This window comes from Marinomonas profundimaris (assembly GCF_000508165.1).
Classification (GTDB): Bacteria; Pseudomonadota; Gammaproteobacteria; order Pseudomonadales; family Marinomonadaceae; genus Marinomonas; species Marinomonas profundimaris.
In genome coordinates, this window is the sequence record NZ_AYOZ01000060.1 from 18,794 (window position 1) to 44,424 (window position 25,631).

Annotated in this window: 21 protein-coding genes and 1 tRNA gene; 4 read left to right on the forward strand and 18 right to left on the reverse strand. The window is 44.6% G+C overall.

Going from position 1 to position 25,631, the window contains the following annotated elements; translation table 11 throughout:
• Positions 1–15 precede the first annotated feature (15 nt).
• Positions 16–1,023: a PDDEXK family nuclease gene (locus tag D104_RS34385; RefSeq protein WP_024025220.1), complete on the forward strand. Its 1,008-nt coding sequence runs from the start codon at positions 16–18 to the stop codon at positions 1,021–1,023.
• Between the two features lie 163 nt (positions 1,024–1,186).
• Here D104_RS34385 and D104_RS34390 read toward each other — a convergent pair.
• From D104_RS34390 to uvrB, 3 genes are all read right to left on the reverse strand, one after another.
• Positions 1,187–1,263, reverse strand: a tRNA-Val gene (locus D104_RS34390).
• A gap of 82 nt (positions 1,264–1,345) precedes the next feature.
• Complete coding sequence (locus tag D104_RS34395; RefSeq protein WP_024025221.1) at positions 1,346–1,534, reverse strand: hypothetical protein; 189 nt, start codon at positions 1,532–1,534, stop codon at positions 1,346–1,348.
• Positions 1,535–1,565: 31 nt separating this feature from the next.
• On the reverse strand, positions 1,566–3,593 hold the full coding sequence (uvrB, locus tag D104_RS34400) for an excinuclease ABC subunit UvrB (RefSeq protein WP_024025222.1): 2,028 nt from the start codon (positions 3,591–3,593) through the stop codon (positions 1,566–1,568).
• Positions 3,594–3,805: 212 nt separating this feature from the next.
• Here uvrB and D104_RS34405 point away from each other — a divergent pair, with 212 nt between their 5' ends.
• The gene (locus D104_RS34405; protein WP_024025223.1) at positions 3,806–5,530 is read left to right on the forward strand and encodes a SulP family inorganic anion transporter; all 1,725 of its coding nucleotides are present in this window, start codon (positions 3,806–3,808) and stop codon (positions 5,528–5,530) included.
• Between the two features lie 31 nt (positions 5,531–5,561).
• Here D104_RS34405 and D104_RS34410 read toward each other — a convergent pair whose 3' ends face one another.
• The 5 genes from D104_RS34410 to ihfB all read right to left on the reverse strand — a co-directional run bounded on the left by D104_RS34410 (position 5,562) and on the right by ihfB (position 8,673).
• The gene (locus D104_RS34410; RefSeq protein WP_024025224.1) at positions 5,562–5,873 is read right to left on the reverse strand and encodes a ComEA family DNA-binding protein; all 312 of its coding nucleotides are present in this window, start codon (positions 5,871–5,873) and stop codon (positions 5,562–5,564) included.
• Positions 5,874–6,021: 148 nt separating this feature from the next.
• On the reverse strand, positions 6,022–6,729 hold the full coding sequence (pyrF, locus tag D104_RS34415) for an orotidine-5'-phosphate decarboxylase (RefSeq protein WP_024025225.1): 708 nt from the start codon (positions 6,727–6,729) through the stop codon (positions 6,022–6,024).
• Positions 6,730–6,785: 56 nt separating this feature from the next.
• A complete protein-coding gene (lapB, locus tag D104_RS34420) occupies positions 6,786–7,964 on the reverse strand; it encodes a lipopolysaccharide assembly protein LapB (RefSeq protein ID WP_024025226.1) in 1,179 nt (392 codons plus the stop codon).
• A 5-nt stretch (positions 7,965–7,969) separates the two neighbouring features.
• The gene (locus D104_RS34425) at positions 7,970–8,293 is read right to left on the reverse strand and encodes a LapA family protein (protein WP_024025227.1); all 324 of its coding nucleotides are present in this window, start codon (positions 8,291–8,293) and stop codon (positions 7,970–7,972) included.
• 74 nt (positions 8,294–8,367) lie between these two features.
• On the reverse strand, positions 8,368–8,673 hold the full coding sequence (gene ihfB, locus D104_RS34430; protein ID WP_024025228.1) for an integration host factor subunit beta: 306 nt from the start codon (positions 8,671–8,673) through the stop codon (positions 8,368–8,370).
• A 208-nt stretch (positions 8,674–8,881) separates the two neighbouring features.
• On the opposite strand from ihfB, the gene ppa reads away from it, so the two are divergent.
• Positions 8,882–9,412 (forward strand): inorganic diphosphatase, encoded by a 531-nt coding sequence (ppa, locus tag D104_RS34435; RefSeq protein ID WP_024025229.1) that lies wholly within the window; start codon positions 8,882–8,884, stop codon positions 9,410–9,412.
• Between the two features lie 119 nt (positions 9,413–9,531).
• Here the strand turns inward: ppa and trxB are convergent, their stop codons facing one another.
• The gene (gene trxB, locus D104_RS34440) at positions 9,532–10,485 is read right to left on the reverse strand and encodes a thioredoxin-disulfide reductase (protein ID WP_024025230.1); all 954 of its coding nucleotides are present in this window, start codon (positions 10,483–10,485) and stop codon (positions 9,532–9,534) included.
• Positions 10,486–10,641: 156 nt separating this feature from the next.
• Positions 10,642–11,391: a HesA/MoeB/ThiF family protein gene (locus D104_RS34445; RefSeq protein ID WP_024025231.1), complete on the reverse strand. Its 750-nt coding sequence runs from the start codon at positions 11,389–11,391 to the stop codon at positions 10,642–10,644.
• A gap of 88 nt (positions 11,392–11,479) precedes the next feature.
• Here D104_RS34445 and D104_RS34450 point away from each other — a divergent pair, with 88 nt between their 5' ends.
• Entirely contained in the window at positions 11,480–12,778 is a 1,299-nt protein-coding gene (locus tag D104_RS34450; RefSeq protein ID WP_024025232.1) for an inosine/guanosine kinase, read from the forward strand.
• 83 nt (positions 12,779–12,861) lie between these two features.
• On the opposite strand, the gene D104_RS34455 is transcribed toward D104_RS34450, so the two are convergent.
• From D104_RS34455 to D104_RS34485, 8 genes are all read right to left on the reverse strand, one after another.
• On the reverse strand, positions 12,862–13,371 hold the full coding sequence (locus tag D104_RS34455; protein ID WP_024025233.1) for a chemotaxis protein CheW: 510 nt from the start codon (positions 13,369–13,371) through the stop codon (positions 12,862–12,864).
• A gap of 105 nt (positions 13,372–13,476) precedes the next feature.
• Complete coding sequence (locus tag D104_RS34460) at positions 13,477–14,340, reverse strand: Tim44 domain-containing protein (RefSeq protein ID WP_024025234.1); 864 nt, start codon at positions 14,338–14,340, stop codon at positions 13,477–13,479.
• A gap of 13 nt (positions 14,341–14,353) precedes the next feature.
• Positions 14,354–15,361 carry a tryptophan--tRNA ligase gene (locus D104_RS34465; RefSeq protein ID WP_024025235.1) on the reverse strand — a complete coding sequence of 336 codons (1,008 nt, stop codon included), beginning with the start codon at positions 15,359–15,361 and terminating at the stop codon, positions 14,354–14,356.
• Between the two features lie 223 nt (positions 15,362–15,584).
• Complete coding sequence (recD, locus tag D104_RS34470; RefSeq protein WP_024025236.1) at positions 15,585–17,525, reverse strand: exodeoxyribonuclease V subunit alpha; 1,941 nt, start codon at positions 17,523–17,525, stop codon at positions 15,585–15,587.
• Positions 17,512–21,165 (reverse strand): exodeoxyribonuclease V subunit beta, encoded by a 3,654-nt coding sequence (gene recB, locus D104_RS34475; protein ID WP_024025237.1) that lies wholly within the window; start codon positions 21,163–21,165, stop codon positions 17,512–17,514. Before recB ends, recD begins: the two co-directional genes overlap by 14 nt.
• Positions 21,162–24,584 carry an exodeoxyribonuclease V subunit gamma gene (gene recC / locus D104_RS34480; RefSeq protein WP_024025238.1) on the reverse strand — a complete coding sequence of 1,141 codons (3,423 nt, stop codon included), beginning with the start codon at positions 24,582–24,584 and terminating at the stop codon, positions 21,162–21,164. The genes recB and recC overlap by 4 nt, the downstream gene beginning before the upstream one ends.
• Before the next feature lie 394 nt (positions 24,585–24,978).
• Positions 24,979–25,281 carry a type II toxin-antitoxin system RelE/ParE family toxin gene (locus tag D104_RS0119100; protein ID WP_031215305.1) on the reverse strand — a complete coding sequence of 101 codons (303 nt, stop codon included), beginning with the start codon at positions 25,279–25,281 and terminating at the stop codon, positions 24,979–24,981.
• The gene (locus tag D104_RS34485) at positions 25,281–25,514 is read right to left on the reverse strand and encodes a type II toxin-antitoxin system ParD family antitoxin (RefSeq protein WP_024025239.1); all 234 of its coding nucleotides are present in this window, start codon (positions 25,512–25,514) and stop codon (positions 25,281–25,283) included. Before D104_RS34485 ends, D104_RS0119100 begins: the two co-directional genes overlap by 1 nt.
• Positions 25,515–25,631 lie beyond the last annotated feature (117 nt).

Sequence of the window (25,631 nt, forward strand, 5' to 3'; positions counted from 1 at the left end):
GAAAGGAGTAGCTGTATGGCACTTTATCACATCGAAGAAAACACACTTGCTCCAATCAAGAAAACAGCGTTCGAACAAGAAGCATTAAGAGAGCGTCAAGATATACAGCGACTTCTTAAAGAAAATATTGAAGTGTTAGAAGATGATTTACTAGTTATTTCAGAAGAGTACGGAGAATTCGAAGAGTCACGCCGACGTATAGATCTTCTAGCAGTTGATAGCGATGCCAACCTAGTTGTAATAGAAATCAAACGCACTTCTGATGGCGGTCATATGGAGCTTCAAGCTATTCGTTACGCTGCAATGGTTGCAAATATGACGTGGGAGAATGCCATTGATGCTTACGACCAATATTTGGAATCTATAGAAGATGCAGAATCGAAGTTACTCGACTTTCTAAAGTGGGATGAGCCTAAAAGGGATGAATTCGCGAACCGTATTCGCATTATTTTAACCTCTGCGGATTTTTCAAAAGAGATTACAACATCAGTTCTATGGCTGAATCAAATGGACCTTGATATCACCTGCATACGACTTGAACTTTTTAAGCTAAATGATGATCTCATCATCAACTCTCAACAGATCATTCCGTTACCCGAAACTGAAAGCTATCAAATAGCCGTTAGAGAGAAACGTAGAGAAATACAAGCCGCCAAAGAATCATATAAAGACAGATCCACTTATACACTGCTGATGAATAATGAAGTGTATGAAGAAGGGTTTAAGAAGTCTGATCTAGGTTACATAGCTGTTACAGCATTAAGCGAATACGGCTTACTTGATCAAGCTGGTTTCGAATTTTTAAGAGCTGATAAGTCCTGTAGTTTTCAGTTGCTTAAAACTTTGGATGAAATAACAGACAATGAAAAAAAATATTCTAAGTACCGCTATAAAAAACAGCCAGAAATTATCTTCAACAACGAAGGCTACTTTGTAGCACGAAATTGGGGAGTTCTATACGTAGATGGATTTATTGAAAAACTTGCGAATCAATTCAAAGCATTACAAATATTAAAAGATTAAGAAAGCAAAAAATTAAAGGGTAAAGGTCACTAAAAAACAGTAAAAATACGAAGATGGGATCAAAGTGGTATCAATTTGGTCCCTTTTTGGTCCCAATTCAGATACAAAAAAGCCGAACACTGGGTTCGGCTTTCGTAACTTACTGAACAGTAAGTATAAATTTTGGTAGGACTAGGCGAATTCGAATCGCCGACCTCTACCATGTCAAGGTAGCGCTCTAACCAACTGAGCTATAGTCCTAAAAAGTGTTGGCTATTATACTCAGAGGTTTGGTTTTGACAAGTCTTCGTTGGTATTTTTTGAAGCCTTTGTTCTAAATAGATTATTCGCTCAATGGGACCAGCAGTTCATGGCCTATAACTTGGTCGATTAATCCGTAAGGCACTTTATATTTTTTGTCTTTGAATCGAACAAGTACGTAGTCGTAACACATTTCAATCACGGTGCAATTCACGATGACACCATTGTCGATTACCCGGACAATGTTGTAGTTTCTTAGCGTTATGGCCATTAAAGTTTCCTTTTTTCTTTGAATCTAAGCGTTAAGATTCACCAACGTCTTTTAGCTTTCTCTGCAACTGACGTATTTGATCACGATACCCTGCTGCCAATTCAAACTTCAGCTCTTCAGAGGCTTGGATCATTTCTTTTTGCAGTTGGATCATGGCCTTACGAACTTGCGCTACATCTTCCATGCTTTCCACTTGGTAGTCTTTTGCTGTCTCGGCCACTTTTTTCGCTTGGCTACCACGCTTGCCCGCACCAGGGTTATAAGCGCCTTCCATGATGTCTTCAACCGATTTGGTAATACCAGTTGGTGTAATGCCATGTTCTTTATTGTGCGCTTTTTGCTTCTCACGACGTCGATCCGTTTCGCTAATCGCTCGCTCCATTGAGCCAGTAATGCGGTCTGCGTACAAAATAGCTTTACCGTTCACATTTCGCGCGGCACGACCAATGGTTTGAATAAGCGATTTTTCAGAGCGCAAGAAGCCTTCTTTGTCCGCATCTAGAATAGCGACCAAGCTCACTTCCGGAATGTCCAAACCTTCTCGTAGCAAGTTAATCCCAACCAATACATCGAACTCACCCAAACGTAAATCGCGGATGATTTCAACACGTTCAACCGTGTCGATGTCCGAGTGTAAATAACGCACACGCACACCATGATCATTAAGGTAACTGCTTAAATCTTCCGCCATTCGTTTGGTCAATGTTGTGACCAACACCCGTTCGCCAATTGGCACTCTCAGGTTAATTTCGGACAATAAATCATCCACTTGAGTCGCGACAGGCCGTACTTCTAGAGTCGGATCTATCAAGCCCGTCGGACGCACTATTTGCTCTACCACCCAGTCTTGATGCTCTGCTTCATATTTCCCTGGTGTGGCGGACACGAAAATAGTCTGCGGTTTAATCTGCTCCCACTCTTCAAAGCGCATTGGTCGATTATCCAATGCCGAAGGCAAACGGAAGCCATATTCCACGAGGTTTTCTTTGCGCGATCGGTCACCCTTGTACATGGCGCCAATTTGCGACACGGTAACATGAGATTCATCAATGACCAGCAACGCGTTGGCAGGAAGATAATCGAACAATGTAGGCGGTGGCGAGCCTTCTTCGCGCCCCGACAAATAGCGTGAGTAGTTCTCGATGCCAGAGCAATACCCAAGTTCCTGCATCATTTCCAAATCGTATCGTGTGCGTTGTTCAAGACGTTGTAATTCCACAAGCTTATTCAGAGATTTAAGCTGCTCTAGTCGCTGATCCAATTCCACTTTAATCCGATCAATAGCGGCAAGGACAGTTTCTTTTGGTGTGACATAATGCGTTTTCGGGTAGATAGTTACACGAGGCACTTTACGAAGGGTCTTGTTCGTTAGTGGGTCGATCATTGACAAGTTCTCAACTTCGTCATCGAACAATTCAATACGAATCGCCGTGTCTTCGGAATCCGCAGGGAAAACCTCAATTACGTCACCACGAACGCGGAAGTTACCACGTTCTAATACCAAATCGTTCCGGCTGTATTGAAGCTCAGCCAATCGGCGTAATACAGCACGCTGATCAATTCGATCGCCGCGATCTAAGTGCAACATCATTTTCAAATACGACTGAGGATCGCCCAAGCCGTAAATTGCCGATACCGTCGCAACGATAATAACGTCGTCACGCTCAAGCAAGGCCTTAGTTGCTGACAAGCGCATTTGCTCTATGTGTTCGTTGACAGAAGCGTCTTTCTCAATAAAGGTATCTGACGCAGCCACATAAGCTTCAGGTTGGTAATAATCGTAGTAAGAAACAAAATATTCCACCGCATTGTTTGGGAAGAATTCTTTGAATTCACCATAAAGCTGTGCCGCCAAGGTTTTGTTATGTGCCATAACAATGGTCGGGCGCTTCACCTGAGAAATAACATTGGCAATGGTGAAGGTTTTACCGGATCCGGTGACACCAAGTAAGGTTTGGTGAGCCAATCCTGCTTCTACCCCACGAACCAACTTTTCAATGGCTTTTGGCTGATCGCCTGCGGGGGAATAAGATGAAACGACTTGAAACTCTTGCGACACGGGTTTTTTCCTAAGCTTTACAATCGACGCCACAGACTAGCAAATTTTCCCTACGGCGTCTGGTGTTTCCTCTCTCCTTGATATCGAAAATAGCAATAAATTCCGTTCAAGCCCCGTCTTCACTTTACTAATGAGATCTCGATATATAACATTAAGTTCTAAGCTTATCTCTCTTTATATGCCCACTTTTTTATCATTTGGTCCAGACACCCATGACAAAATTCGCTAAATATCTGCCTGCGCTAACATGGCTCAAACACTATCAAGGCGCCGACCTAAAAAACGATACCGTCGCCAGCATTGTTTTCACCATCATGGTCATTCCTCAAAGTTTAGCGTATGCCATGCTTGCAGGTTTACCCGCGATTACTGGCTTATATGCGAGTATTTTACCGTCTATTCTGTATTCGTTATTTGGCACTAGCCGCTCTCTGGCAGTAGGACCCGTCGCCCTTACCTCTGTCATGACTGCTTCTGCGGTTTTGCCCTTTGCCGTTTCTGGTAGCGAACAATATGCCAGCGTGGCGATTTTATTGGCCTTCTTATCGGGTGTATTTTTATTGGTTTTGAGCCTATTACGATTAGGTTTTTTAACCAACTTACTCAGCCACCCTGTTATTTCTGGCTTTATTAGTGCTTCCGCACTGTTAATCGTCATTGGCCAATTAAAGTATTTATTGGGCATCCAGTCTGAGGGTGACACCTTGCTGCCACTTGTGAGTAGTTTGTTCGCCCATTTAGGCGATATAAATCTGCCCACCTTTATTTTAAGTGTCTCTTCTATCGCTTCTCTTTTATTAATGCGTCGATATTTCATCAACCTCTTAAAGGCACTCGGTTGCTCTGATTCATTTGTTCAACTCTTTGGCAAATCAGGACCCGTTCTGGTCGTCATCGCGGCCACTGTCACAGTGGCTACTTTGTCACTAGATAACATGGGCGTCAGTATTATTGGGGCGGTACCTAACAAATTACTTGGGCTCAATATAGAAGGCATTAGCTGGGACATGATCAAAGCGTTATTTCCAAGTGCCTTTTTAATCAGTATTGTCGGATTTATTGGTTCTGTTTCCGTTGCTCAATCTTTTGCCGCTAAACGACGTCAGGATATTGATCCGAATCAAGAGCTCGTAGGACTTGGGTTAGCAAATATAGGTTCCGCATTTTCTGGCGCATTCCCAGTTACCGGTGGCTTTTCTCGTACCGTGTTAAATACCGATTGCGGTTCAAAGAGTCCAATGACAGGCATTATTTCGGCCTTGCTCATTTTGCTCACTATTTTGTTTCTCACACCCTTATTTTACTATTTACCAAAAGCCATTTTGGCGTCCATCATTTCAATTTCTATGATGCAATTGGTTAGCGTGGAAGACTTGCGTAATTTGTGGCGTTTTTCAAAAAAAGAAGCTTACTTATTAATCATCACGTTCAGTGTCGTAATGATTGAGGGCATGGAAACAGGCTTAATCGCAGGGGTAATTCTGTCCATCTTATTTTTTCTCTGGCATACCAGCCACCCACATATTGCCATTGTTGGACGACTTCCAGGCACAGAACAATTCCGTAACGTTCAGCGTTTTTCCGTTGAGACTAACCCTAGCATCCTCACTGTTCGCATTGATGAAAATTTGTTTTTTGCCAATGCGCGAGTGTTCGAAGAAAGGCTGCAAAGTTTGGTCTCTCAAGACCCTGCCATTCGACATTTAATTCTCATGTGTACCGCCATCAATATGATTGACGCCAGCGCATTACAAAGTCTGGAAAAAATTGTTGATCGTTTAGCCGACTCCAATGTGAAGCTGCACCTTTCAGAAGTAAAAGGTCCCATTATGGATAGGTTGAAGCAATCGAGTCTGCTCGATAATTTGAGTGGCCAAGTGTTTATCACTCAGCATCAGGCCATTCAGGCATTAGAAACGAAGCAAACCAACGAATAGTTGGTTTGCTTGTCCGTCAAAACACTTAAGGCTAATTCGCCTTAGCTTCCGCATCCTGTACTCGAATCACGGTGTGGTTACGATCAATAATCTTAGGCCCCACACCTTTTACTTCGGTCAACTGACTAATCGAATTAAAACGACCATTGGCTTCTCGATACGCAACAATTGCTTCCGCTTTCTTAATCCCAATACCAGACATTACCGCAGCAAACTGGTCCGCCGTGGCAGCATTAATGTCTAATGGTGTCGCAGCAAAAAGAGAGAAAGGCGTGAACGCAAGCGATAAAACAAGAAGTGAACGAAAAACAGTGGAACGAAAAACACGATGAAAGTTCGTCATATTAAAATCCTTTTTAAAACACTCTTAAAGAAAAGATGGCATCTTGCCAACAAAAAAACCACTTATTGAATCAACCTTAAGCCTAAACAAGTAAGTGGTTTTAGAGTAAAAGTTTTTTTCTTAGACTTCAACACTCATTACGAGCAATTTATGATGCTATACCTAAATCTCGATTTACCTGAGTCAGTACTGCAATGGGGTCAATCGCTTGTGTAATAGGACGCCCCATCACAAGATAATGACTACCAGCCGCCATGGCTTCTGCAGGTGTCATAATACGTTTTTGATCACCTTGATCTGAACCTGCAGGACGAATCCCCGGCGTAACAAGCACAAAATCCTTCCCAAGATCTTTAGACAGCATACTGGATTCTTGCGCAGAACAAACCACGCCATCCATACCTGACGACTTCGCCAACGCAGCAAGACGCTTAACATGCTGTTCAGGTGTGGCATCAATACCAATCTCGATAAGGTCGGATTGATCCATACTGGTAAGCACGGTGACAGCAATCAACAATGTTTTGTTATCAGGCAATGTCTGTAACGCATTAGCAGATGCTTCCATCATACGACGTCCGCCAGTGGCATGAACATTGACCATCCATACCCCCGCTTTTGCCGCTACACTGACAGCATTCGCGACCGTATTTGGAATATCATGAAATTTAAGATCCAGAAAAATGTCAAAACCTAATTGATGCAACTCATCTAAAATAACAGGACCCGCTGTCGTAAACAGCTCTTTGCCGACTTTGACTCGGCATTGGCTCGGGTCTAATCGTTTCGCCATATCAATGGATTGCGCCATAGTTGGGTAATCTAGGGCAACCACTATAGGGGATTGGCAGCTCATTCAGTGTCCTCTTTCTTTCAGTTTTTTATCGATTAATGTATACAGTTAAATTGGCGCTATTCGCCTTCTAAACCATGAATCGGTTTCACAACACCCCAGTTTTTACAACTTGGACATTGCCAATGCAATTGATGACCAGAGAAACCACATTGGCGGCATTGGAATTTGTGTTTAGCTTGTACAAGCTGGTCAATCAGCTCAAACAGAACCACCAAGTGCTGCTGGTTATAACCTTGCGAATCCGCAAGCTGCAAGCTAATTAACTCTTTAAAACCTTTAATGGTTGGGTGCAATCTTAGCTGCTCAACCAAAAACATTTCAGCGTAGTCTTTGTCCGTTTCCATGTAATGCTGAACAAGCGCCATAATCAATGTAGTTGATGGTTTTTTGTGGTTGTGCTCTTGCAAAAATTTAATATAACCACTGCTGCCCCAAACTTTTTGGTAGCACTCTTTCAACTTGGGAATAATAACCGAAATAAACTCTGGGTCTTGATCCGCCGCGTGCTTCAGCTCTTTAATCGCATCACGATAACGACGCTGACTGTTTAATACATCGGCCGCACCGATACTAGCGCGAACACAACTAGCATCCACATCTAACGCCAATTTATAATGTTGAAAAGCAGGTTTCCATTGTTCTTTTTTTTGTAGCTCTTGCGCCATCTCACAATGAAAATGCGCCAAACGTTTGATTTCTTTTTTTGTCGGGGTTTCTTTGATCAATTCTGAACCAATTTGAATCGCTTTATCCCAGCTCTGTTCAAACTCATAAAGGTCTACCAACAACGTCAAAATTTTTGGCTGAAATTCACTTTTTCTTGATGTTGACGCCATGTTGAGCAACAGACGTCCGGCTCTATCCAACAATCCCGCCGACATAAAATCGCTAGCAAGTTCAAGCTGAACCATACGCATTTCACGTTGAGATATCTCAGGACGAGCAAGGAGATTTTGATGGATATTGATGGCTTTTTGAATTTCACCTTTCTTGCGAAACAGGTTTCCCAACGTTAAGTGAATATCAAAAGTATCGGAATTGACTTCTAGAGAATCAACAAAGGCATCAATCGCCTCAGAATGTTGATCATTCAGTAAATGATTAAGGCCGCGAAAATAATCGGTAGGAATGCTTTTTTTTGTTTGTTTATTTTTCTTAGCCGGACTTTTACGGCCCATTGCCCAGCCAACAAAGAGCGCGACAAAAAGAACAACAAACAACCCAATTTCGGTCAACGCAACTACTCCTTCCCTACAGAAAGCTCTTTAGTAATAGAAGCTTTGCGTAAGGTGTCCACTTCATCGCGTGCTTTTTCATATTTTCGTGTTAACACCCTAATTTGTCTCTCGCTACGCAAATAAGCGATGGCGCTTATGAGCAAAGCCACACACGCTCCGACCGTGAAAGACAATATAATATAGAGGGCGACACTCAATTCTGGCCCTTGCCAAAAGACAAGGTCAAGCGGGATAAGCTGTGGATTTCGGATAGCAAAAAACACACCGACGGCGAGAAAGAAAATAATAAGAATCGTGTAGAGAACTCTTTTCAGCCATTTAAGCATAAAACAACCTACCAACAATAGAATGGCGATATTATGCCGTGATAGCTCAAAAAATTCGAGGCATAAGACGTAAATTAGTTAAGTTCATTTATCTCTTCATCAGGCAAATTGACCAACTCTCTCAATTCTTTACCTGGTTTAAAATGGGGTACATATTTCGCACTTAATTCAACAGACTCTCCTGTTTTAGGATTTCTGCCTATTCTAGGTGCTCGATAATGTAGAGAAAAACTACCAAAGCCTCTTATCTCAATGCGTTCACCATTCGCCAAAGAATCAGACATATGCTCTAGCATTGCCTTGATTGCTTGCTCGACATCCTTTACCGGCAAATGGGATTGCTGATCGATTAGCAGCTCTATCAGCTCAGATTTTGTCATTACTGTCCTCGCGACTATATTTTGACCACAATGTAAGACTAGCTAAATTCAGAAAGAAAGCAATAAGTTAACGCGGTTTAGGGTCATTTTTACGCATTTTATTCTATTGTGATAGCGAATATTACGAATGGATGCCTTCCACAACTAGCATAGAAGCAGTCTAGCTTTTATAATATTGCCCATATTTAACACACTGGAAGAAACAATCATGAGCTATAGCAAAATCCCAGCGGGCAAAGATGCTCCAAATGACATCAATGTAATTATCGAAATCCCAGCACAAGCAAATCCAGTAAAATACGAAGTCGATAAAGACATGGACGCTCTTATTGTAGATCGTTTCATGACCGCGCCGATGTTTTACCCAGCAAACTACGGTTATGTGAACCACACTTTAGCCGATGATGGCGACCCAGTTGATGTATTGGTTATTACGCCATACCCAGTGGTGCCTGGTTCTGTGATTCGTTGCCGCCCTGTTGGCGTTTTAAACATGTCTGACGAAGCCGGTATGGACGCAAAATTGGTTGCCGTTCCTCATGAAAAATTGAGCAAAGAATACGGGCACATCCAAGACGTAAACGACATCCCACAATTACTACGCGATCAAATTGAACACTTCTTCGAAAACTACAAAACCCTTGAAAAAGGCAAATGGGTGAAAGTTGAAGGTTGGGCGAACGCAGAAGAAGCCAAAAAAGCCATCGTTGAAGGCATCGAAGCTTACAACGCGCTTTAAGACTATTATAAATACGCATTGCTTCGGCAATACGTTTTTATCTATTTATTGAAGACATAAAAAAACCGATCCTAGGATCGGTTTTTTTGTTTAGCACGTTATTTAATTTGCGCGATACATTATTCCTGAGAATCTAAAAAACGCTCAGCATCCAATGCCGCCATACAGCCTGTTCCAGCCGATGTAATCGCTTGACGATAAATATGGTCAGATACATCACCTGCGGCAAAAACACCTTTGATGCTTGTTTGAGTCGCGTTACCTTCTGAACCTGTTTGAACTTTTAGATAACCGTCTTTCATTTCCAACTGACCTTGGAAAATATCCGTATTTGGTTTGTGACCAATGGCAACAAACACACCAGCAAGCGCAATGTCTTTCGACTCACCGGTTTCATTGTTTTTAATGCGAATACCATTCACACCAGAAGCATCGCCCAATACTTCATCAAGCTCGGAATGCCATTCAATTTTAACGTTGCCGTTTTTCGCCTTTTCCATCAACTTATCCGCAAGAATTTTCTCTGAACGGAATTTGTCACGACGGTGAATAACGGTCACTGTCTTAGCAATGTTAGACAAGTACAATGCTTCTTCAACAGCGGTATTACCACCACCAATGACGGCAACGTCTTGGTTACGATAGAAGAATCCATCACATGTTGCACAAGCCGATACGCCCTGCCCCATGAATTTGGTTTCACTTTCTAGGCCCAAATATTGAGCACTTGCGCCTGTCGAAATAATAAGGGCATCACAGGTATAAACACCACTGTCGCCTTCCAAACGGAAAGGGCGGTTTTCTAAATCAACTTTGTTTACGTGGTCGAAAATAATTTCTGTTTCAAAGCGCTCAGCGTGCTTACGCATACGCTCCATTAATTCTGGACCTTGTACACCCTGATCATCACCTGGCCAGTTATCTACTTCTGTGGTTGTGGTCAACTGACCACCCATTTGCATGCCTGTAATCATCACAGGATTTAGATTTGCGCGAGCAGCATAAACCGCCGCCGTGTAACCCGCTGGGCCTGAACCTAAAATCATCAATTTAGCGTGTTTTACATCGCTCATGTTATTGCTCCTGTAAATGAATGCTTGCCTGACGTCTAGAAAAAAGTCGTCGACTTAAAAATGCTGTCATGAATTCTAACGAATATCTGATGAAATTCTTAGAGAAAAATATTAATTACTAAAATAGGGACTATCTATCAGTTTTCAAGCGCCTCTTTATTTATCGAGTGCACAAGCGGTACATTCTGGGTCTTTCGTTAAACGCATTTCACGCCAGCGCCCCTCAAAACCATCAAACAGTTTTAAAACGCCATGCTGAACGTCACCACAACCACTTGCCAACTTTAACGCTTCCAGCGCTTGAAACACGCCCAACAATCCAACAACCGGCGCCATAATGCCATTTTCATTGCAGCTTAGTTGCTGATCCGACAGCGATGGATAAAGGCATTCGTAGCACGGCGTTGATTTTTTATGGTACAAAAAACTTACTAACTGCCCTTCCCAACGAATGGCGGCAGCACTAACCAACGGCTTCTTTGACAATAGGCAAGCACGATTAATCGCTTGCCTCGTCGTAAAGTTATCCGTGCAATCCAATACGACATCGGCATTTTCTACCGCCATCGATAACGCATCATCAGACAACCTATGCGGGACAGTCTTAACAATGATGGCCGAATTTTTGTGGGCTATCTGCTCCGCCGCCGCAATCACTTTATTCAATCCAATCTGACTTTCGTCATAAAGAACCTGCCTAGGAAGATTACTACTTTCTAACCGGTCATCATCGACCAAGGTAAGAAAACCCACTCCAGACGTTGCCAAATAAGTTGCCGCAATATTTCCAAGACCGCCGAGACCGATGATTAGAATGTTGGCTTGGGCAAACTTCAATTGTCCTTCAACATCAAAATTCGGCAATAATAACTGACGACTGTATCTATCTAGCTCTAATTCGTTCATTTTCACCTTACTTTCTTTGAGTTCATCCTGCCCGAGTGGTCAATTCTTTGATAAAATGGATTTATTATCCTTCCCACGAGCACTTATCATGAAATTTCCCGGCAGACGCAAACTTAAACATTATTTTCCAGTGTCTCAACCAAAACCCGTTTTGCCTACCTCGGAAGTACGACCCGATAAAGACACTTATATCGTTGGATTGGATGAAACCATTGTGGATGTCGTGGCGCATGTTTCTGATCAATTTCTAGAGACATTTAACATCCAAAAAGGCTTGTCTAACCTCGTCGACTCCGACACCGCTTCGGCGATTTTCAGCGAACTCACGGCACAAGAATGTATCTCAGACCATTTTGCCGGCGGCACGATTGGCAACACTATTCATAATTATTCTGTGTTAGCAGACGACAAATCCGTTTTGCTGGGCGTTATGTCTGCCAACATCACATTAGGATCGCCAGCTTATCATTATATCTGCCACACCAGCAGCAAAGTCGACATGAATCACCTTCAAGGCGTTCCCGGCGACATCGGTCATGGCATTACGTTGATTACGCCTGACGGTGAACGAACCTTCGCCATCGCACCTGGTGACATGGACGAACTCAATACAGACCACATCCCTGAAAATATTATTGCTGGCGGAGCAGCATTGGTCACTTGCGCTTACCCACTCAGACATCAAGGGAAACCAATCAAGCAAGCGATGATAAAAGCACTACAGTACGCTCACGAACATCATGTGCCAACGGTTCTGACATTGGGGACAAAACACCTTGTAGAAGAACACAGAGAAGAGCTGCTTGGATTAATAAAAGACTATGTGAACGTGCTCGCTATGAACGAACTCGAAGCTGAGGCGCTTACAGGCATTTCTGATCCGCTTAAAGCCGCTGAGGCAATTCTTGATTATGTCGATATTGTGTTACTCACCGCGGGACCAGATGGCATGTACCTCTGTGGACATACTGACGACAGCCTAAAACGTGAAACGACAAACCCCATCAAATCCGGTGGTTTGGCTGACTTTAATCGCTGGGAGTTCAGTCGTCCAATGCTACGAGACGCGTGTAAAAATCCCATCAAAGTATTTTCCCACATCGATCCATACATGGGCGGGCCAGAAAAAATCCGCAACACTAATGGCGCAGGCGATGGCGCGCTATCGGCTTTATTGCATGATATTTCTGCAAACCACTTTCACAAAGACACTATTCCAAACTCGAGCAAGCACTCAGCGCCTTTCCTTGCCTACTCGTCGTTCGCACAAATCTGTAAATACTCCAATCGTGTGAGTTATGAAATACTGGCTCAAAACGCGTCACGTTTATCGAAAGGATTGCCAGAGCGAGAAGACAGCCTAGAAGAAGCCTACTGGGAACGATAAGCAAAACTATATTTTAGACACAAAAAAACCATGCTCTGCATGGTTTTTTTTACTCTAATTAAAACGCCAATCAGAAGTCGGTATTAATTCATTGCCTCAATTCCAAGCGCTTCATTTCGTTCGAACATACGATTAAGCTCAAGCAAAATGACCAACTCTTCTTCTTTTTGGTAAACACCTTGAATAAACATCAATGCTTCATCATTACCAACGCTTGGGCTTTGCTCAATCTCACCTTGGTATAAATAAAACACTTCTTGAACCGCATCTACAAGCAAGCCAACTTGTTCGCCATCATGTTCAATAATAATAATTCGAGTGTCATCACTAATCGTGCACTCAGGCAAACTAAAGCGAACGCGAGTATCCACCACAGTAACAACGTTACCACGTAAATTAACAATGCCTAATACGTAACCTGGCGCACCTGGAACGGGGGCAATTTCGCTATAACGCAGCACTTCTTTAATCTGCATGACGTTAATCCCGTAGGTTTCGTCAATAAGCTTAAACGTAAGATACTGCAACAACTCGCCTTTGTTCGTTTCAGATAAGGCTTTACCATTTTCTTTAATAGACGCTAATTCAGACATGGCTCACATCCGTATTTAATTTAATTAGAGTAATGTAGAACTCATCGCAAGTTTTGTCTAGCTTAAACAAATCGCGATGAGTCTACGAGCAAAATTAAGTAACAATTAGTTGTCTTGTTGTATCCCAACAATTGTCCAATTTGCATTGGCGTCAGACATATTCTTCTCTAAATGCCAAATTTCATTGCTGTCTGATGTCTCATCGCCTTCTTTAATCCAGCCAGAGAACTGAAGTGAAATAGAGGCAGTGGTGCCAATAACCTCACCACGAACGATCTCAACCATCAAAGAAACCACTTCTGTACGAGGCTTGTTATCACCGTGTGTTGCACGTTCAGCAACCAACAAGTTGTAAAGCTCAGGGCTAACATAATCTAAGATTTCATCAAAATTATTGTCATCCCATGCTTTTTGCAATGTGATGTAATGGTTTTTTGCTTCCTCAACAAACGCCTGCTCATTAAAGCCTTCAGGAAGTTGAATTTCTGGCTGACCACCAAAACCACTGATTCCAGTCATTGGCGTAGGCTGAACATGTTCATGGTTACCAGCCGCTTCACGAAACATACCATTCGTGCCAGCTTCTGCCGCAGCACGACGTTTCGGTGCGATAAAGAATTTGTAAACCAAGAAACCGACCAAGGCAAATAACAAGATATCGCCAAAAGAAATACCAGAAAACGCACCACTACCGAACAAAGTCGCAAACAGGCCGCCGACCAATAATCCACCTAACAAACCACCACCTAAGCCACCTAGAAAACCAGGTTTCTTAGCGCCAGTGCTTGCTGCAGAATTAGTCGCTTTACTGGTTCCTGCTGTTGCACTTTTTGGCTTAGAGATCGAAAAACTTTTCCCGAAACTTTTACCACCGCCAAATTTTGCTTTTGCTTCTAGGTCTGCGCTATAACCACCCACACCTACAGCTAAAACAAACGCCATCAATATAGCATATACTGTTGTTTTCAAAGGTTTTCTCCGATTATTTAAAATTAACTAGACCAACGGCACTGCGTAAGTCTGAAATCATTCCTCGTGCACGAGCTCGCGCTTTTTCAGCACCAGCCTGTAACACTTCTTCTACATGAGCAGGGTTTGCCATCAACTCAAGATACTTTTCACGAGGCTCACTTAGTTGACCATTAACCAAGGCAAAAAGTTCCTTCTTCGCTTCACCCCATGCAATACCATCGGCAAAGTTCTGACGCATCTGCGCGGTTTGCTCTGGTGTGGCAAAGGCTTGATAAATTTCAAACACTGTCGAGTCACTCGGATCTTTCGCTTCGCCTGGCTCTAAAAGATTGGTTTTGATCTTATTGATGCCTTTTTGAAGTTTTTTCTCGGTATCAAACAATGGAATCGTATTGTTGTAACTCTTACTCATTTTGCGGCCGTCTAAGCCTTTCAGAATAGACCCTTCTTCACCCACTACCGCTTCTGGCAAGACAAAATGCTCACCAAACAAATGATTGAAGCGACCCGCAATATCGCGCGCCATTTCAATGTGTTGAATTTGATCTCGGCCCACTGGCACTTTATGCGCATTAAACGCCAAAATATCCGCCGCCATTAAAACAGGGTAACAAAACAACCCCATCGTGATGCCAAAATCAGGGTCTTGGTCATTCGCAAGATTTTCATCCACCGCACCTTTGTAAGCGTGCGCGCGATTCATTAGACCTTTTGACGTCACGCACGTCAGCAGCCAATTCAATTCTGCAATTTCAGGAATATCAGACTGACGGTAAAAAGTTGCTTTATCAGTGTCTAGTCCACACGCCAGCCACGTCGCTGCGATTTCTAATCGAGACTGTTTCACGCGCTCAGGATCCTGACATTTGATCAACGCATGATAGTCAGCAAGGAAGAAGTAAGACTCCGTATTGTCTTGACGGCTTGCTTCTATTGCAGGACGAATGGCGCCAACATAATTTCCCAAATGTGGTGTGCCTGTGGTGGTAACACCGGTTAAAACAATTTCTTTTGCCATTGCTACTACTCTTTCCTACTTAACAGTGTATCGAGAATTAATGTATCGAAAATTCGTATGTCGATCATATTCAAATGCCGCTTACCCTACCATAAAAAAACCACGCCAAGAATTGTAATAAGACGATTATTTAATGTGATGTTTTATAAGCGATTTTGAAGAGTAACCTCATAGTGGCGACAAATACGCCAATATCAAGCATTCAGCGCAAACCAAAGCAGTGTTAATTCGGCCAAAGCGCATCCACCAACCCTGAGTATCGCTGAATCTTAGTAGTCGCAGCACTGCGGATTAAGTTGCTCGCGCCCCATAAGGTGACGTCTTTTTTCGCTCTTGTGATACCGGTATACAGCAACTCTTTGGTCAATACCGGTGATGGCGTAATCGGCAACAACAAGGCCACACGATCAAATTCAGACCCTTGCGATTTATGCACTGTCATGGCGAACACCACTTCAAACTCACTCAATCGACTTGGCAACAACCCCGTAAAGCTGCCATCCGGTTGCATAAACCATACTCGAAGTCGCTGAGATTCGTCCGGCATGCACAAGCCAATGTCGCCATTAAACAAACCCAACGCCGCGTCATTTCTGGTGAGCATCACCGCTTTTCCCGGATACCAAACATGCGGATCTTTTACTCGACCCCGTTGATAAAAATACAACTCCAAATGCGCATTGATCTTCTCAACGCCAAACTCCCCCTGACGCACCGCCGTCAAAATTTGGTAACGTGAAAAAGCCGCATACAATTGTGCAATATCCCGTTTCTGGCGCACCGCTTCCCAGTAGTCATCGTAGCCTTTTGCCAAGGTCGCAATGTCCGCTTTCGTCTGCCCTTCCTCGGGAATACACCAATGAACATCATCGTGATCCGATTGCAGGCAACGCAAAACACCTTTTGCATCGCCGGCATTCATCGCCTTTGCCAAAGACCCAATACCACTGTTCTCATTAAAACGATAACTGGTGCGTAACAAGGTTAAGGCTCGGCTTATCGGCGGCGCGGATACATTACCAAACGGCGTTAAGCTTTCACTGGTTAGGTTTTCTAAGCGAGTCGCCCACTCTGGTTGGAAATAAACGTCATCAATACCAAAGGACAAATCCCCCAGCACACTGCCCGCTTCTACCGACGCCAACTGATCTTTATCACCCAGCAAGATCAACCTTGCATGAGGCGGCATCGCATCAATGAGCTTTGCCATCATGGGCAAATCCACCATGGACACTTCGTCCACCAGCAACACGTCTAAATGCAATGGGTTTTCTTTATTGTGTTTGAATCGACTGCGACCAAAATCACTGCCTAATAATCGATGCAAGGTGCTGGCTTGTTCTGGAATGGCGCGCTTTATTTCATCGCTCAAGGGCAAATTCGCCTTGGCACTGGAAATGGATTCCGTTAACCGTGCCGCCGCTTTGCCCGTTGGCGCTGCCAATTCAATACGCAGTGGTTTCCCTTGCGCAAAAGACTGCGCTACCAACAACGCCAATAACTTGGTCACTGTCGTGGTTTTGCCCGTTCCCGGCCCACCGCTGATCACGGAAAAAAGCAAGCTGGCCGCATTCGCCACTGCCACTTTTTGCCAATCTACTTTATCTGACTTATCGGGAAAAAGCCGCGCGATTAAATCACCGTCCACATCAAACACACTTCGATCAAATTGCCTTTTTAGGTAATTCAATACCTGCTGTTCATACTGATAATAACGGTACAGATACAAACGCGTTCCTACGAGCACCATAGGTCGTTCTGCTGCACTTGGCGCTTCAGAAACGAGACCGCTCTTAGCCAATGCATCACGCCAAGATTGAATATTGGAAACACCACTTTTTTCTAAAAAAACATGCAAGTCAGCGACACTCAAACCTTCTGGCGGCACAGTCCATATTGTCGCTAAATCAATGCAAATATGACCCGCGCCAAGATACGCACTGCACAAAGCCCCCGCCATTAAAACCGCCGCGTCGTTTTCCCCTGCGTGTTGAGACAACTGCTCAATCCATTGGCAGTCAATGGCTCGAAAAACGCCTTTGGCTTGCAATGTCGACAAACTCACTTGAACCGACGAGTGGCCATCTGGCAATAGATCTTCTAGCAAACGATCTTCTGACGCGGTTACTTGATCAAAAATGCCCAATTGATTAGAAAAGTCCATATTGCACCGCCTCTTCATTCAACGACTCGCCGCTGAACAGTCTGTCTAATGCCGTGACATGTTCAAGCGATAAACGTGTTTCAAACACCCCGGTTTTCTGTTCTGGCTTCATGCCGCGTAAGAACAAATACACCACGCCGCCAACGTGTTTTTCGTAGTCATAATGCGGCAAACGCTGCTTTAACAAACGATGCAGCGCCAAGGTATAGAGCTGATATTGCAAATCGTATCTGTGTTCTGCAATGGCGTGAACCAGTTTTTCCGGCTCGTAATCCGAAATATGATCGCCTAAATAATTCGATTTATAATCCAGCACGTAATAACGACCTTGCCATTCAAACAACAAATCGATAAAACCTTTTAGCATGCCTTTTAATGGCCGATCTTGGATCAATGGCGCGACACGAGAAACTGCATCGTGTTCACGGGAAATACGATCAAGCTGCAACGCATTCATGCCATTCACCGGTATAAAAAACTCCAACTCTTTTCGGCAGGCCGACTGAGCTAATTCACCAAGACTCATGCCTTCCACCAGCTCTGTATTGATAATATCTGGCAACCAATCGCTCAGCACATCTTGCCATTCATGAAACCCATGACGTTCGTAATAATCGGCCATGCGCTTATGGTGACTGGTTTTCAATAAGTCACGGAAACTCGGATTTTCCGACACATCATGCAAGGCTTTGCCTTCCAAAGTGTCGTGCAAGAAAGTCCCCGGTTTTGAGCCTTTCGGAAAGGTAAAACGATTGTGTTCCGGTTTCGCCAATGGGTCCAATTCAACTATTTCATCCAGCAAAAGATCGACCAAACGCGTGGTTTCATCCAACCCTGGCACACTTTCATCGTGACGCTCTTTGTCTTCCACCACCAGCGAAGAGTAGCTGCCCACCCACCAATCTCGCTCTACACGACCGGTAAATTCACGCGCTTGCGGCTCAAGCAATTCAGCCTGAGCCATTTTAAAGCGCGGCAACGCGACCATTTCATCGGGCAAATCCTGCACACTCATTTGCTCTGTGCGATATCGTCCACAAAGTCGCTCTAAACTCGGGTACAAAGCGCCCGCCTCAAGCAACTCACCTTCTGCGATTAACGCGCCCACTCCACTCAGGTGCACATCTGACACAGCACCACGGGATTTACTCGCCTTTTTCCCCACATCCATCGAACCAATAAAACAGGCTTCTTTGGAGCGCGTTAACGCCACGTACGCCAAGCGAATTTCCGCCGCGTACAACTCTTCTTTATGAAGCTCGGTTTGCGTTTCGTCAGGGTCAATGGCGATCCACAATTGCTGCTGAGGATCGTGATACAAAGCCGATTTTTCTTGATCTCGATACGGTGTAAAAGCAAATGGCAAATACACGATTGGGTATTCCAAGCCCTTACTTTTGTGAATGGTGACAATCCGCACCAGTTCCGCATCGGTTTCAAGGCGAATCTTTTGCTCGTCACTGTTGCCATTCGGGTTTTGAATCGCCAATTTAAGGTAACGTAACACGCCTTCTTTTGAGTCCAGCTCTAAGGATTTTTGCTGAAGCTTTTCGGTTAAATGCAGAAAATCCGTTAAGCGGCGTTCGCCACCAATATGACTCAGCATGTGCGTTGCCAACGCCACGTCTTGCATAAACTCTCGTAACATGGGCAGCAAACCTTGCTGATCCCATAGTTCCAAATAATGACGAAACGCCTGAACCCATTTTTCGTAGACTACATCGTCGTGATTTAACGTATCCAACGCTTCTAACGACCATTCCACCAAACTGGTTGCCAACGCAGAACGCAGTTTGCTTTCTTGCCCATTGGATAAAATCGCCGTCAGCACGATTAACAATTCACGCGCTTCAACTGTTTCAAACACCGACCCTTTGTCGCTCAAATACACACTGGCAATGCCACGTTGTCGTAGCGCATCTTTCAGCGCATTGGCTTGGCTAAAATTGGTTACCAATAACGCCACGTCTTTTGGTCGCACGCCGTTTCCGTCGATTGTCGCCGTGCCTTTTTGCCCATCTAATAAAATGGCATGCAGGTGCGCCGCGCACGCTTCCGCCATGAGATTGCGATAATCCTTCGGGGAAACCGGTTCGTCAGAATGTTGATACAGAAATTGCAGTGCCGATTGCGTTTGGCCTTGTCGGATAAATCGACCCGCCACACCACGATCCTGCACCTCAACAAAGGGAATACCGCTAACGCGGAACGGTTCACTTTGTGTCATAAACAACCCATTAACCGATTGAATCATCGCGGCGGAAGAACGGTAATTGGTCGCCAAAGAATACACTTTATCTACGTGTTTTTTGGCGGACAAATAGGTGTAAATATCGGCGCCACGAAACGCGTAAATAGCCTGTTTTGGATCGCCGATCATGATCAAACCCAGCGCCGTTTGATCAACTGTTGCGGGCTCATAAATCGTCGAAAAAATACGATACTGCACCGCGTCAGTGTCTTGAAATTCATCAATCAGGGCAATCGGATAAAGATGACGTATCCGCTCTGCGAGTTTTCCCGCTTCCTCTTGCGATAGCGCCACGTCCAACGAGGTGAGCAAATCAGTAAACGTTAGGGATTGCGTGCTACGCTTCCAACGCTTCATGCGCTCTTGCGTCTGTTCCCAGAGCTGAATGAGCAGCACGGCTTTTAATCGGCCAGCGTCCGGAAAACAATCACGTAGTGATTGCACCAAGTCAAAAAACGCGTGAGCCGGTAAATCACCGCCTTTGCTTAATCGACTGGCGTGTTCGTTGGTATCGAATTTCTCAAGACTTTTATCCAACTCAAAGCGGCTTGAATGCGCCCACTTCGTCATGGCCTGAATGTCTTTCGATGGGTCTTTGCGCCAGAAAGTGCGTTTGATACCGCTTCGCTCAAGGGCGTCGATAATATCGTGCGATTGCGACAGCCACATGGTTTTCACGGTTTGCATGGTTTGCTGCGCCTGACTCAAGGCGCTTTCCCAATCGTAATCAGGCACAACCAATTTTGCATCTGGCTGGTTGTTCAACAAATACAAATCTTTCAACAAAGCATCGGGATTCGCCCAAATCGGCTGAATAAGCGCGGCTTTGGTGTCGTCCATCGGATAAAACACACTGCGCCAAACGTCTTTTACCGCCATCGACAACGGCGCTTGCTCATCGGTTTCGATGGTTTGCTGAAACAACATACGGCTTTCAAAGGCGTTTTGGCTCAACATACGCTGACAAAAACCATGAATGGTAAACACCGCCGCTTCATCCATTTGTTTTTCAGCATAGAGCAATTTTTCAATCGCGCCAGATCGCTGCACATCGGACATGTGTGTGAGCCAATCTGCTAGAAATACGTCGTTACTTTCGCCCTGCAATAACGCTTTGCGGGCGGCGCGAATACGGTCACGAATACGTGCTTTCAGCTCGGCCGTCGCGGCTTCGGTAAAAGTCACCACCAAAATTTGATCGACCGTAAGCGGTTTGTCTAAATCTTCTGCGTTTCCCGTTGGCACCAATAAGCGTAAATACAAGTTGGCAATGGTGTAGGTTTTTCCTGTGCCCGCACTGGCTTCAATCAAGCGTTTGCCAAACAAAGGAAACGTCAGCGCGTTGAGTTGCTCTGGAGCAGGCGAAAAGCTCAAAGTAGAGTCATTCATTCCATTACCTCCAAATGACGATGCATGGGCAACCATATTTGCTCACACAAACGAACGAAGGTGTCTTTTTGATCGTTCAAATCGGTATAATATCGCTGCCAATAAGCGTCATCGACTTCGCTTCGAGTAAACGCACTGCTGTTTTCTTGGTACATTTTTATCGCCTGCTCCCATGCGGTGTCGGCGTCTTCTTCGGTTTTGCTGGCACAATAACTTTTACACCATGCATCGGCGCTTTTTGCTGGCAACGCAATAGGCTGACACAAACCAAGCTGCAACAGCGCCAACATATTATTTAGATGTTCTTTGGCGTCATTCGGCGGAATCAGAATAAAACTGTGCTGAAGCAATTTGCCTGTTTTGGTGAGATTAATAAGATGATGCTGTTTTGGTGTGCCTTGCGCGCACAGTGCCAAATGTTCGATCCACGCCTGCATTTTTTGATGCGCAGACAAGTCGCCAATACGATAAGACAACCGAGTGGTGGCCGTCGGCAAATCCAACCAGGCTTGCAAAACAAGGCTGCCCAGCGTGAGGTTCACTTCTATCGGCTCGCATTCTTCCAACGCGTAACCTTGTAGCACACTAAAAAGCTGACGACATTGTCCTTGGCTTTTCTGCAAGGACAAACGCCCTAACGCGCCATACGGCAAGGCGCCCATAAGCGATAAACGCTCGACGAATTGCGACTCGTTGCCTTCTAACATGGCCTGCAACAAGGACTCACGCAGCTGGTAACCTGCCAAACCATCCAGCGCAAATGGCTCGTCTTCTTGCTCTTCCTCTTCGCGTAAACTCAAATACGCTTTTAAACGGCGTTGAGTGAAATACCGTGCAGGATGCCCCATAAAACGCGATAGTTCATCGAGCGCCAAATCAAAATGCGATTGCTCTAAGCCGTCAAGCGGATTAAACACGGGGGCGACCTCATCGACTTTCACACTCAACAACGCCGGTAGCCATTGCTCGTCGTAACTGTACAAACGCGAGTCGAAAGGATTCGCCTCGCTGGTGGCGTTTTGAGAATAGTACGCAGGATTAAAGGGTTGTAGCGGATGTTCAATGATCAACTTGTCCAATAACGCCGTTTGCGCATTATCTGGCGCCAGTGTTTGATCGCCTTCAAAAACGCAACTTTGGCCGATGTATTCCAGTAACTCACTTACCAAAATAGAAGGGTTTTTCTCGCTATTGTCTTGAATACTGCGGCCAACATAGCTGATATAAAAACAGTCTCGTGCTGACATTAACGCCTCAAGAAACAGATATTTATCGTCTTCGCGTCGGCTTCGGTCACCACTTCGATATTGACCCACCATGAGGTCAAATCCCATCGGTGCAACACTACGCGGGTAATCGCCTTCGTTCAGACCCAGCACACAAATCACTTTAAAAGGCACAGAACGCATTGGCATCAAGGTACAAAAATTCACTCGTCCGGCAAGAAAGCGCTGCCCACCTTGAGATTCTTGCAACAGCGGCGACAACAACTGTCGCAATACTTGCTGATCCAATGGCGCGTCAAAATGCGCTTGCTGCCACTGTAACGTCAAGGCATCCAGCTGCTTGCTTAATAATACTCGAAAGGCGTCGTCCTCATCGATCAAGAAAAATTGATCGGACAAATAATACAGGATCGACACCCATTCTTTCGGCGTTAGCGACTGCATAAGACGCGTTTGCGCGTTATTAATTGCCATCAAGAATTCCGCCAGCTTGCCCGCCACCGACGCCTCCACCCCTTCGACGTCGCCGTAACTTAATGTCTCTTGCCAAATATGATCGTGTCCCATGGCGTAACCCAACAACATGCGACGCACGCCGTGTAACCAGGTATGGGATTCTTGCGTTGGTAAATCGTGCTGTTGTGCGGTATTGCCATCCAAACCCCAACGAATACCGACTTCCGTCGACCATTGGCGAATGCGCTCCAATTCATCCGGTGTGAGCTCAAATCGCGCCAGCACCGCCGGCACTTCCAACACACTGATGAGTTCCGATAAGGTAAAGCGACTTTCGCCCAAGCCCAGTAAATACAAATACGCGTCAACGATCGGGTTTTCCATACCACCAGATTGATCAATCAAGGCAAACGGGATGCGCTTTCTGTTTTGCGCCTGACTGCTTCCTTTCGTTTGACCGCTTCCTTTACCAAAAACCGCCTTCACAAAAGGACTGTACGCGTTGACGTCAGGCAACATCACAATAATATCTTTTGGCGTTAGGCTGGGATTATGTTCAAACATCTGCAGTAATTGATCGTGCAACACTTCCACTTCACGCAATGGACTGTGGCAAAGATGAACGCGAATGCTTTGATCTGCCACCGCGATGCGATGACGATATTCCGCGTTGGCAATGGTCGAATCTCTTTCTTCTTGCGATCCGTGATTTTCGAGTGTCAGTACATCTTGCTGAACCCATTGCAACAAACCGCTTGCCTGCTCGGAGCGACTTGATTGCTCGCTCAGATAGTCTTCAAAGACATCCAGCTCGCCGTCGGCCATTTCTTGCAATTGGGCAATATAATCTCGCCCCAATCGCCCCCAACTTGCCAATAAAGGATTCGCATCCAAATGCAAGGTGTCTGTGCTTAAACCGGGCTTGAGGGTTTGGCGTTTTATTTCTCGCCCTAGGTAATGCTTATCAACAATGTCGCCCCAATAAAAACGACACGGATTCTGTAGAAAAAGATGCACATCAATCCAACCCGATGCCGCAAGCACGCGTAACGATTCCAACGTATTTGGCGGTAAAGAAGACACACCAAAAATAAAGATGCGTTCAGGAACACCAACAGGGCGAGTCGATGACTGCGCGGCGTCTTGCAGGGCTTCGATTAAATTACCACGATGGTACAAGGACGTGCCCAGTTCGCTCACATCGGCGACCAAATCGCGCCATAAAATGGCTTGCCAAGGTTGCTGTTCAAATAAGGCTGCCAAGTTTTTGTCTTGGCAGTCACCGGCTTCCCAGATTTTTATCCAATCCGGTCGATACACTAAATATTGGTCGTAAATATCCGCAATGCTGCTGCACAACTGAAAACGACGAACTTGTGTATCGTCTTCTTCTAAATACCAACTGAGCGCCTGAAATTCAGGATCGCTAAGACGCGAGTCTAGTAACCGCATCAAACGCCACACCAAAAACGGCTTATTGAACTCGCTTTGTGCAGGAATATCGTCAAGAGTTTGCGAAAAAGTACGCCAAACAAACGTAGAAGGAAGAGGAAACGCTAAACCCGCGGCAATAGAATGGGATTGCGCCAAAAACATTTTTAACCACTGAGCCATCCCTGGGTTTTGTACCAAGATACACTCGTCATCAAACGGATTTTCTGGCGGAGACACTGCCAAAATTTTAGCCAGCAATACGGCCAAATCCTCTAGACGGTTACCAGTGTAAAGTTGAAACATGCACGAACCCTAGACCTTAGAAAGGAACTTAATAAAAATACCAATAAGCCTAACCTTGGAAGCAATAAAAAAGAAGAACTGAATGGTTTAAAAAGTGAAGAGAAGGCAGATTAAGTGTTAAAAGTAATCGAAAAGATAAATACGAATTATCCAAGCTTAAGCACATTGGAAAGAAATACTAAATGGACTTCCCAGAATTTATTGCACAGTTTCTTAGACCTTACAATTATAGTGTGAGGTACAGAGAACTGAGTTCATCTGGAAGTGTGCAAAGGCAATAGAGAGTTTGACTTCGATGTCGTGGCAAAAGGCGCGCATAACATAAGTATGGCTGCAAAGACTTGGTTTTGGATGCGTTCCCGCGTTTTGCGTTAAGGTATGCGAACTGTAACTTTCAAAAATATCTAGGCAGATCACGGCTACCATGCAGAACTCGAACAACTCTTAAGTGATCATTAAGAGTACGATAGAACACCACATGAGATTGACTTACAAAACTATAAAGCTCTGGGCGGATTTCGGTGCGTTCACGACCTATGCTGGGATTGCTACATAACTGAATAAAACTGCGTTCTAGGTCTTTTAAATACTGAACCGCCTGATCGAGGCCAAACTCCATTTCTGTATAATCAAAAATATCACTCAAGTCTTGCTCTGCTTCTGGAGAAAGCTCATAACTTGCAATAAAAGAAGCCATCAAGGGCGTTTTTCTTTCAGCTTGGTATTAATAATATCCTGTACGTTATTTGGACTAGTTTCACCACCCCAACCTTTGGCTATTTCTACGCGTAAGTCTTCTATTATGCGGTGACGGTAGATTTGATGTAAGCGCAATGCATCTCGAACCACTTCGCTAGCATTCTGAAAATCGCCGCCTTTTACTTGGGCTGCAATATAAGTTTCTTGTGTGTCGGTAAAGCTGATATTCATACTATTAAACCTCATGATCTTTTCATTGAAAACTATCACTCGATGTCTATATTTGTCAAATATAGACATCGACGCTAAAGTTTTATCACTGTTTAGTATGAGTAGTTCCTAAAATAT

Coding starts and splice junctions, on each gene's coding strand:
- D104_RS34485 (WP_024025239.1), bottom strand. CDS start 25,514: ATGAATATCAGCTTTACCGACACACAAGAAACTTATATTGCAGCCCAA.
- ihfB (WP_024025228.1), bottom strand. CDS start 8,673: ATGACAAAATCTGAGCTGATAGAGCTGCTAATCGATCAGCAATCCCAT.
- ppa (WP_024025229.1), top strand. CDS start 8,882: ATGAGCTATAGCAAAATCCCAGCGGGCAAAGATGCTCCAAATGACATC.
- trxB (WP_024025230.1), bottom strand. CDS start 10,485: ATGAGCGATGTAAAACACGCTAAATTGATGATTTTAGGTTCAGGCCCA.
- recD (WP_024025236.1), bottom strand. CDS start 17,525: ATGGACTTTTCTAATCAATTGGGCATTTTTGATCAAGTAACCGCGTCA.
- D104_RS34450 (WP_024025232.1), top strand. CDS start 11,480: ATGAAATTTCCCGGCAGACGCAAACTTAAACATTATTTTCCAGTGTCT.
- D104_RS34410 (WP_024025224.1), bottom strand. CDS start 5,873: ATGACGAACTTTCATCGTGTTTTTCGTTCCACTGTTTTTCGTTCACTT.
- D104_RS34405 (WP_024025223.1), top strand. CDS start 3,806: ATGACAAAATTCGCTAAATATCTGCCTGCGCTAACATGGCTCAAACAC.
- D104_RS34385 (WP_024025220.1), top strand. CDS start 16: ATGGCACTTTATCACATCGAAGAAAACACACTTGCTCCAATCAAGAAA.
- D104_RS34455 (WP_024025233.1), bottom strand. CDS start 13,371: ATGTCTGAATTAGCGTCTATTAAAGAAAATGGTAAAGCCTTATCTGAA.
- recB (WP_024025237.1), bottom strand. CDS start 21,165: ATGAATGACTCTACTTTGAGCTTTTCGCCTGCTCCAGAGCAACTCAAC.
- pyrF (WP_024025225.1), bottom strand. CDS start 6,729: ATGAGCTGCCAATCCCCTATAGTGGTTGCCCTAGATTACCCAACTATG.
- D104_RS34425 (WP_024025227.1), bottom strand. CDS start 8,293: ATGCTTAAATGGCTGAAAAGAGTTCTCTACACGATTCTTATTATTTTC.
- D104_RS34445 (WP_024025231.1), bottom strand. CDS start 11,391: ATGAACGAATTAGAGCTAGATAGATACAGTCGTCAGTTATTATTGCCG.
- D104_RS34465 (WP_024025235.1), bottom strand. CDS start 15,361: ATGGCAAAAGAAATTGTTTTAACCGGTGTTACCACCACAGGCACACCA.
- D104_RS34395 (WP_024025221.1), bottom strand. CDS start 1,534: ATGGCCATAACGCTAAGAAACTACAACATTGTCCGGGTAATCGACAAT.
- recC (WP_024025238.1), bottom strand. CDS start 24,584: ATGTTTCAACTTTACACTGGTAACCGTCTAGAGGATTTGGCCGTATTG.
- D104_RS0119100 (WP_031215305.1), bottom strand. CDS start 25,281: ATGGCTTCTTTTATTGCAAGTTATGAGCTTTCTCCAGAAGCAGAGCAA.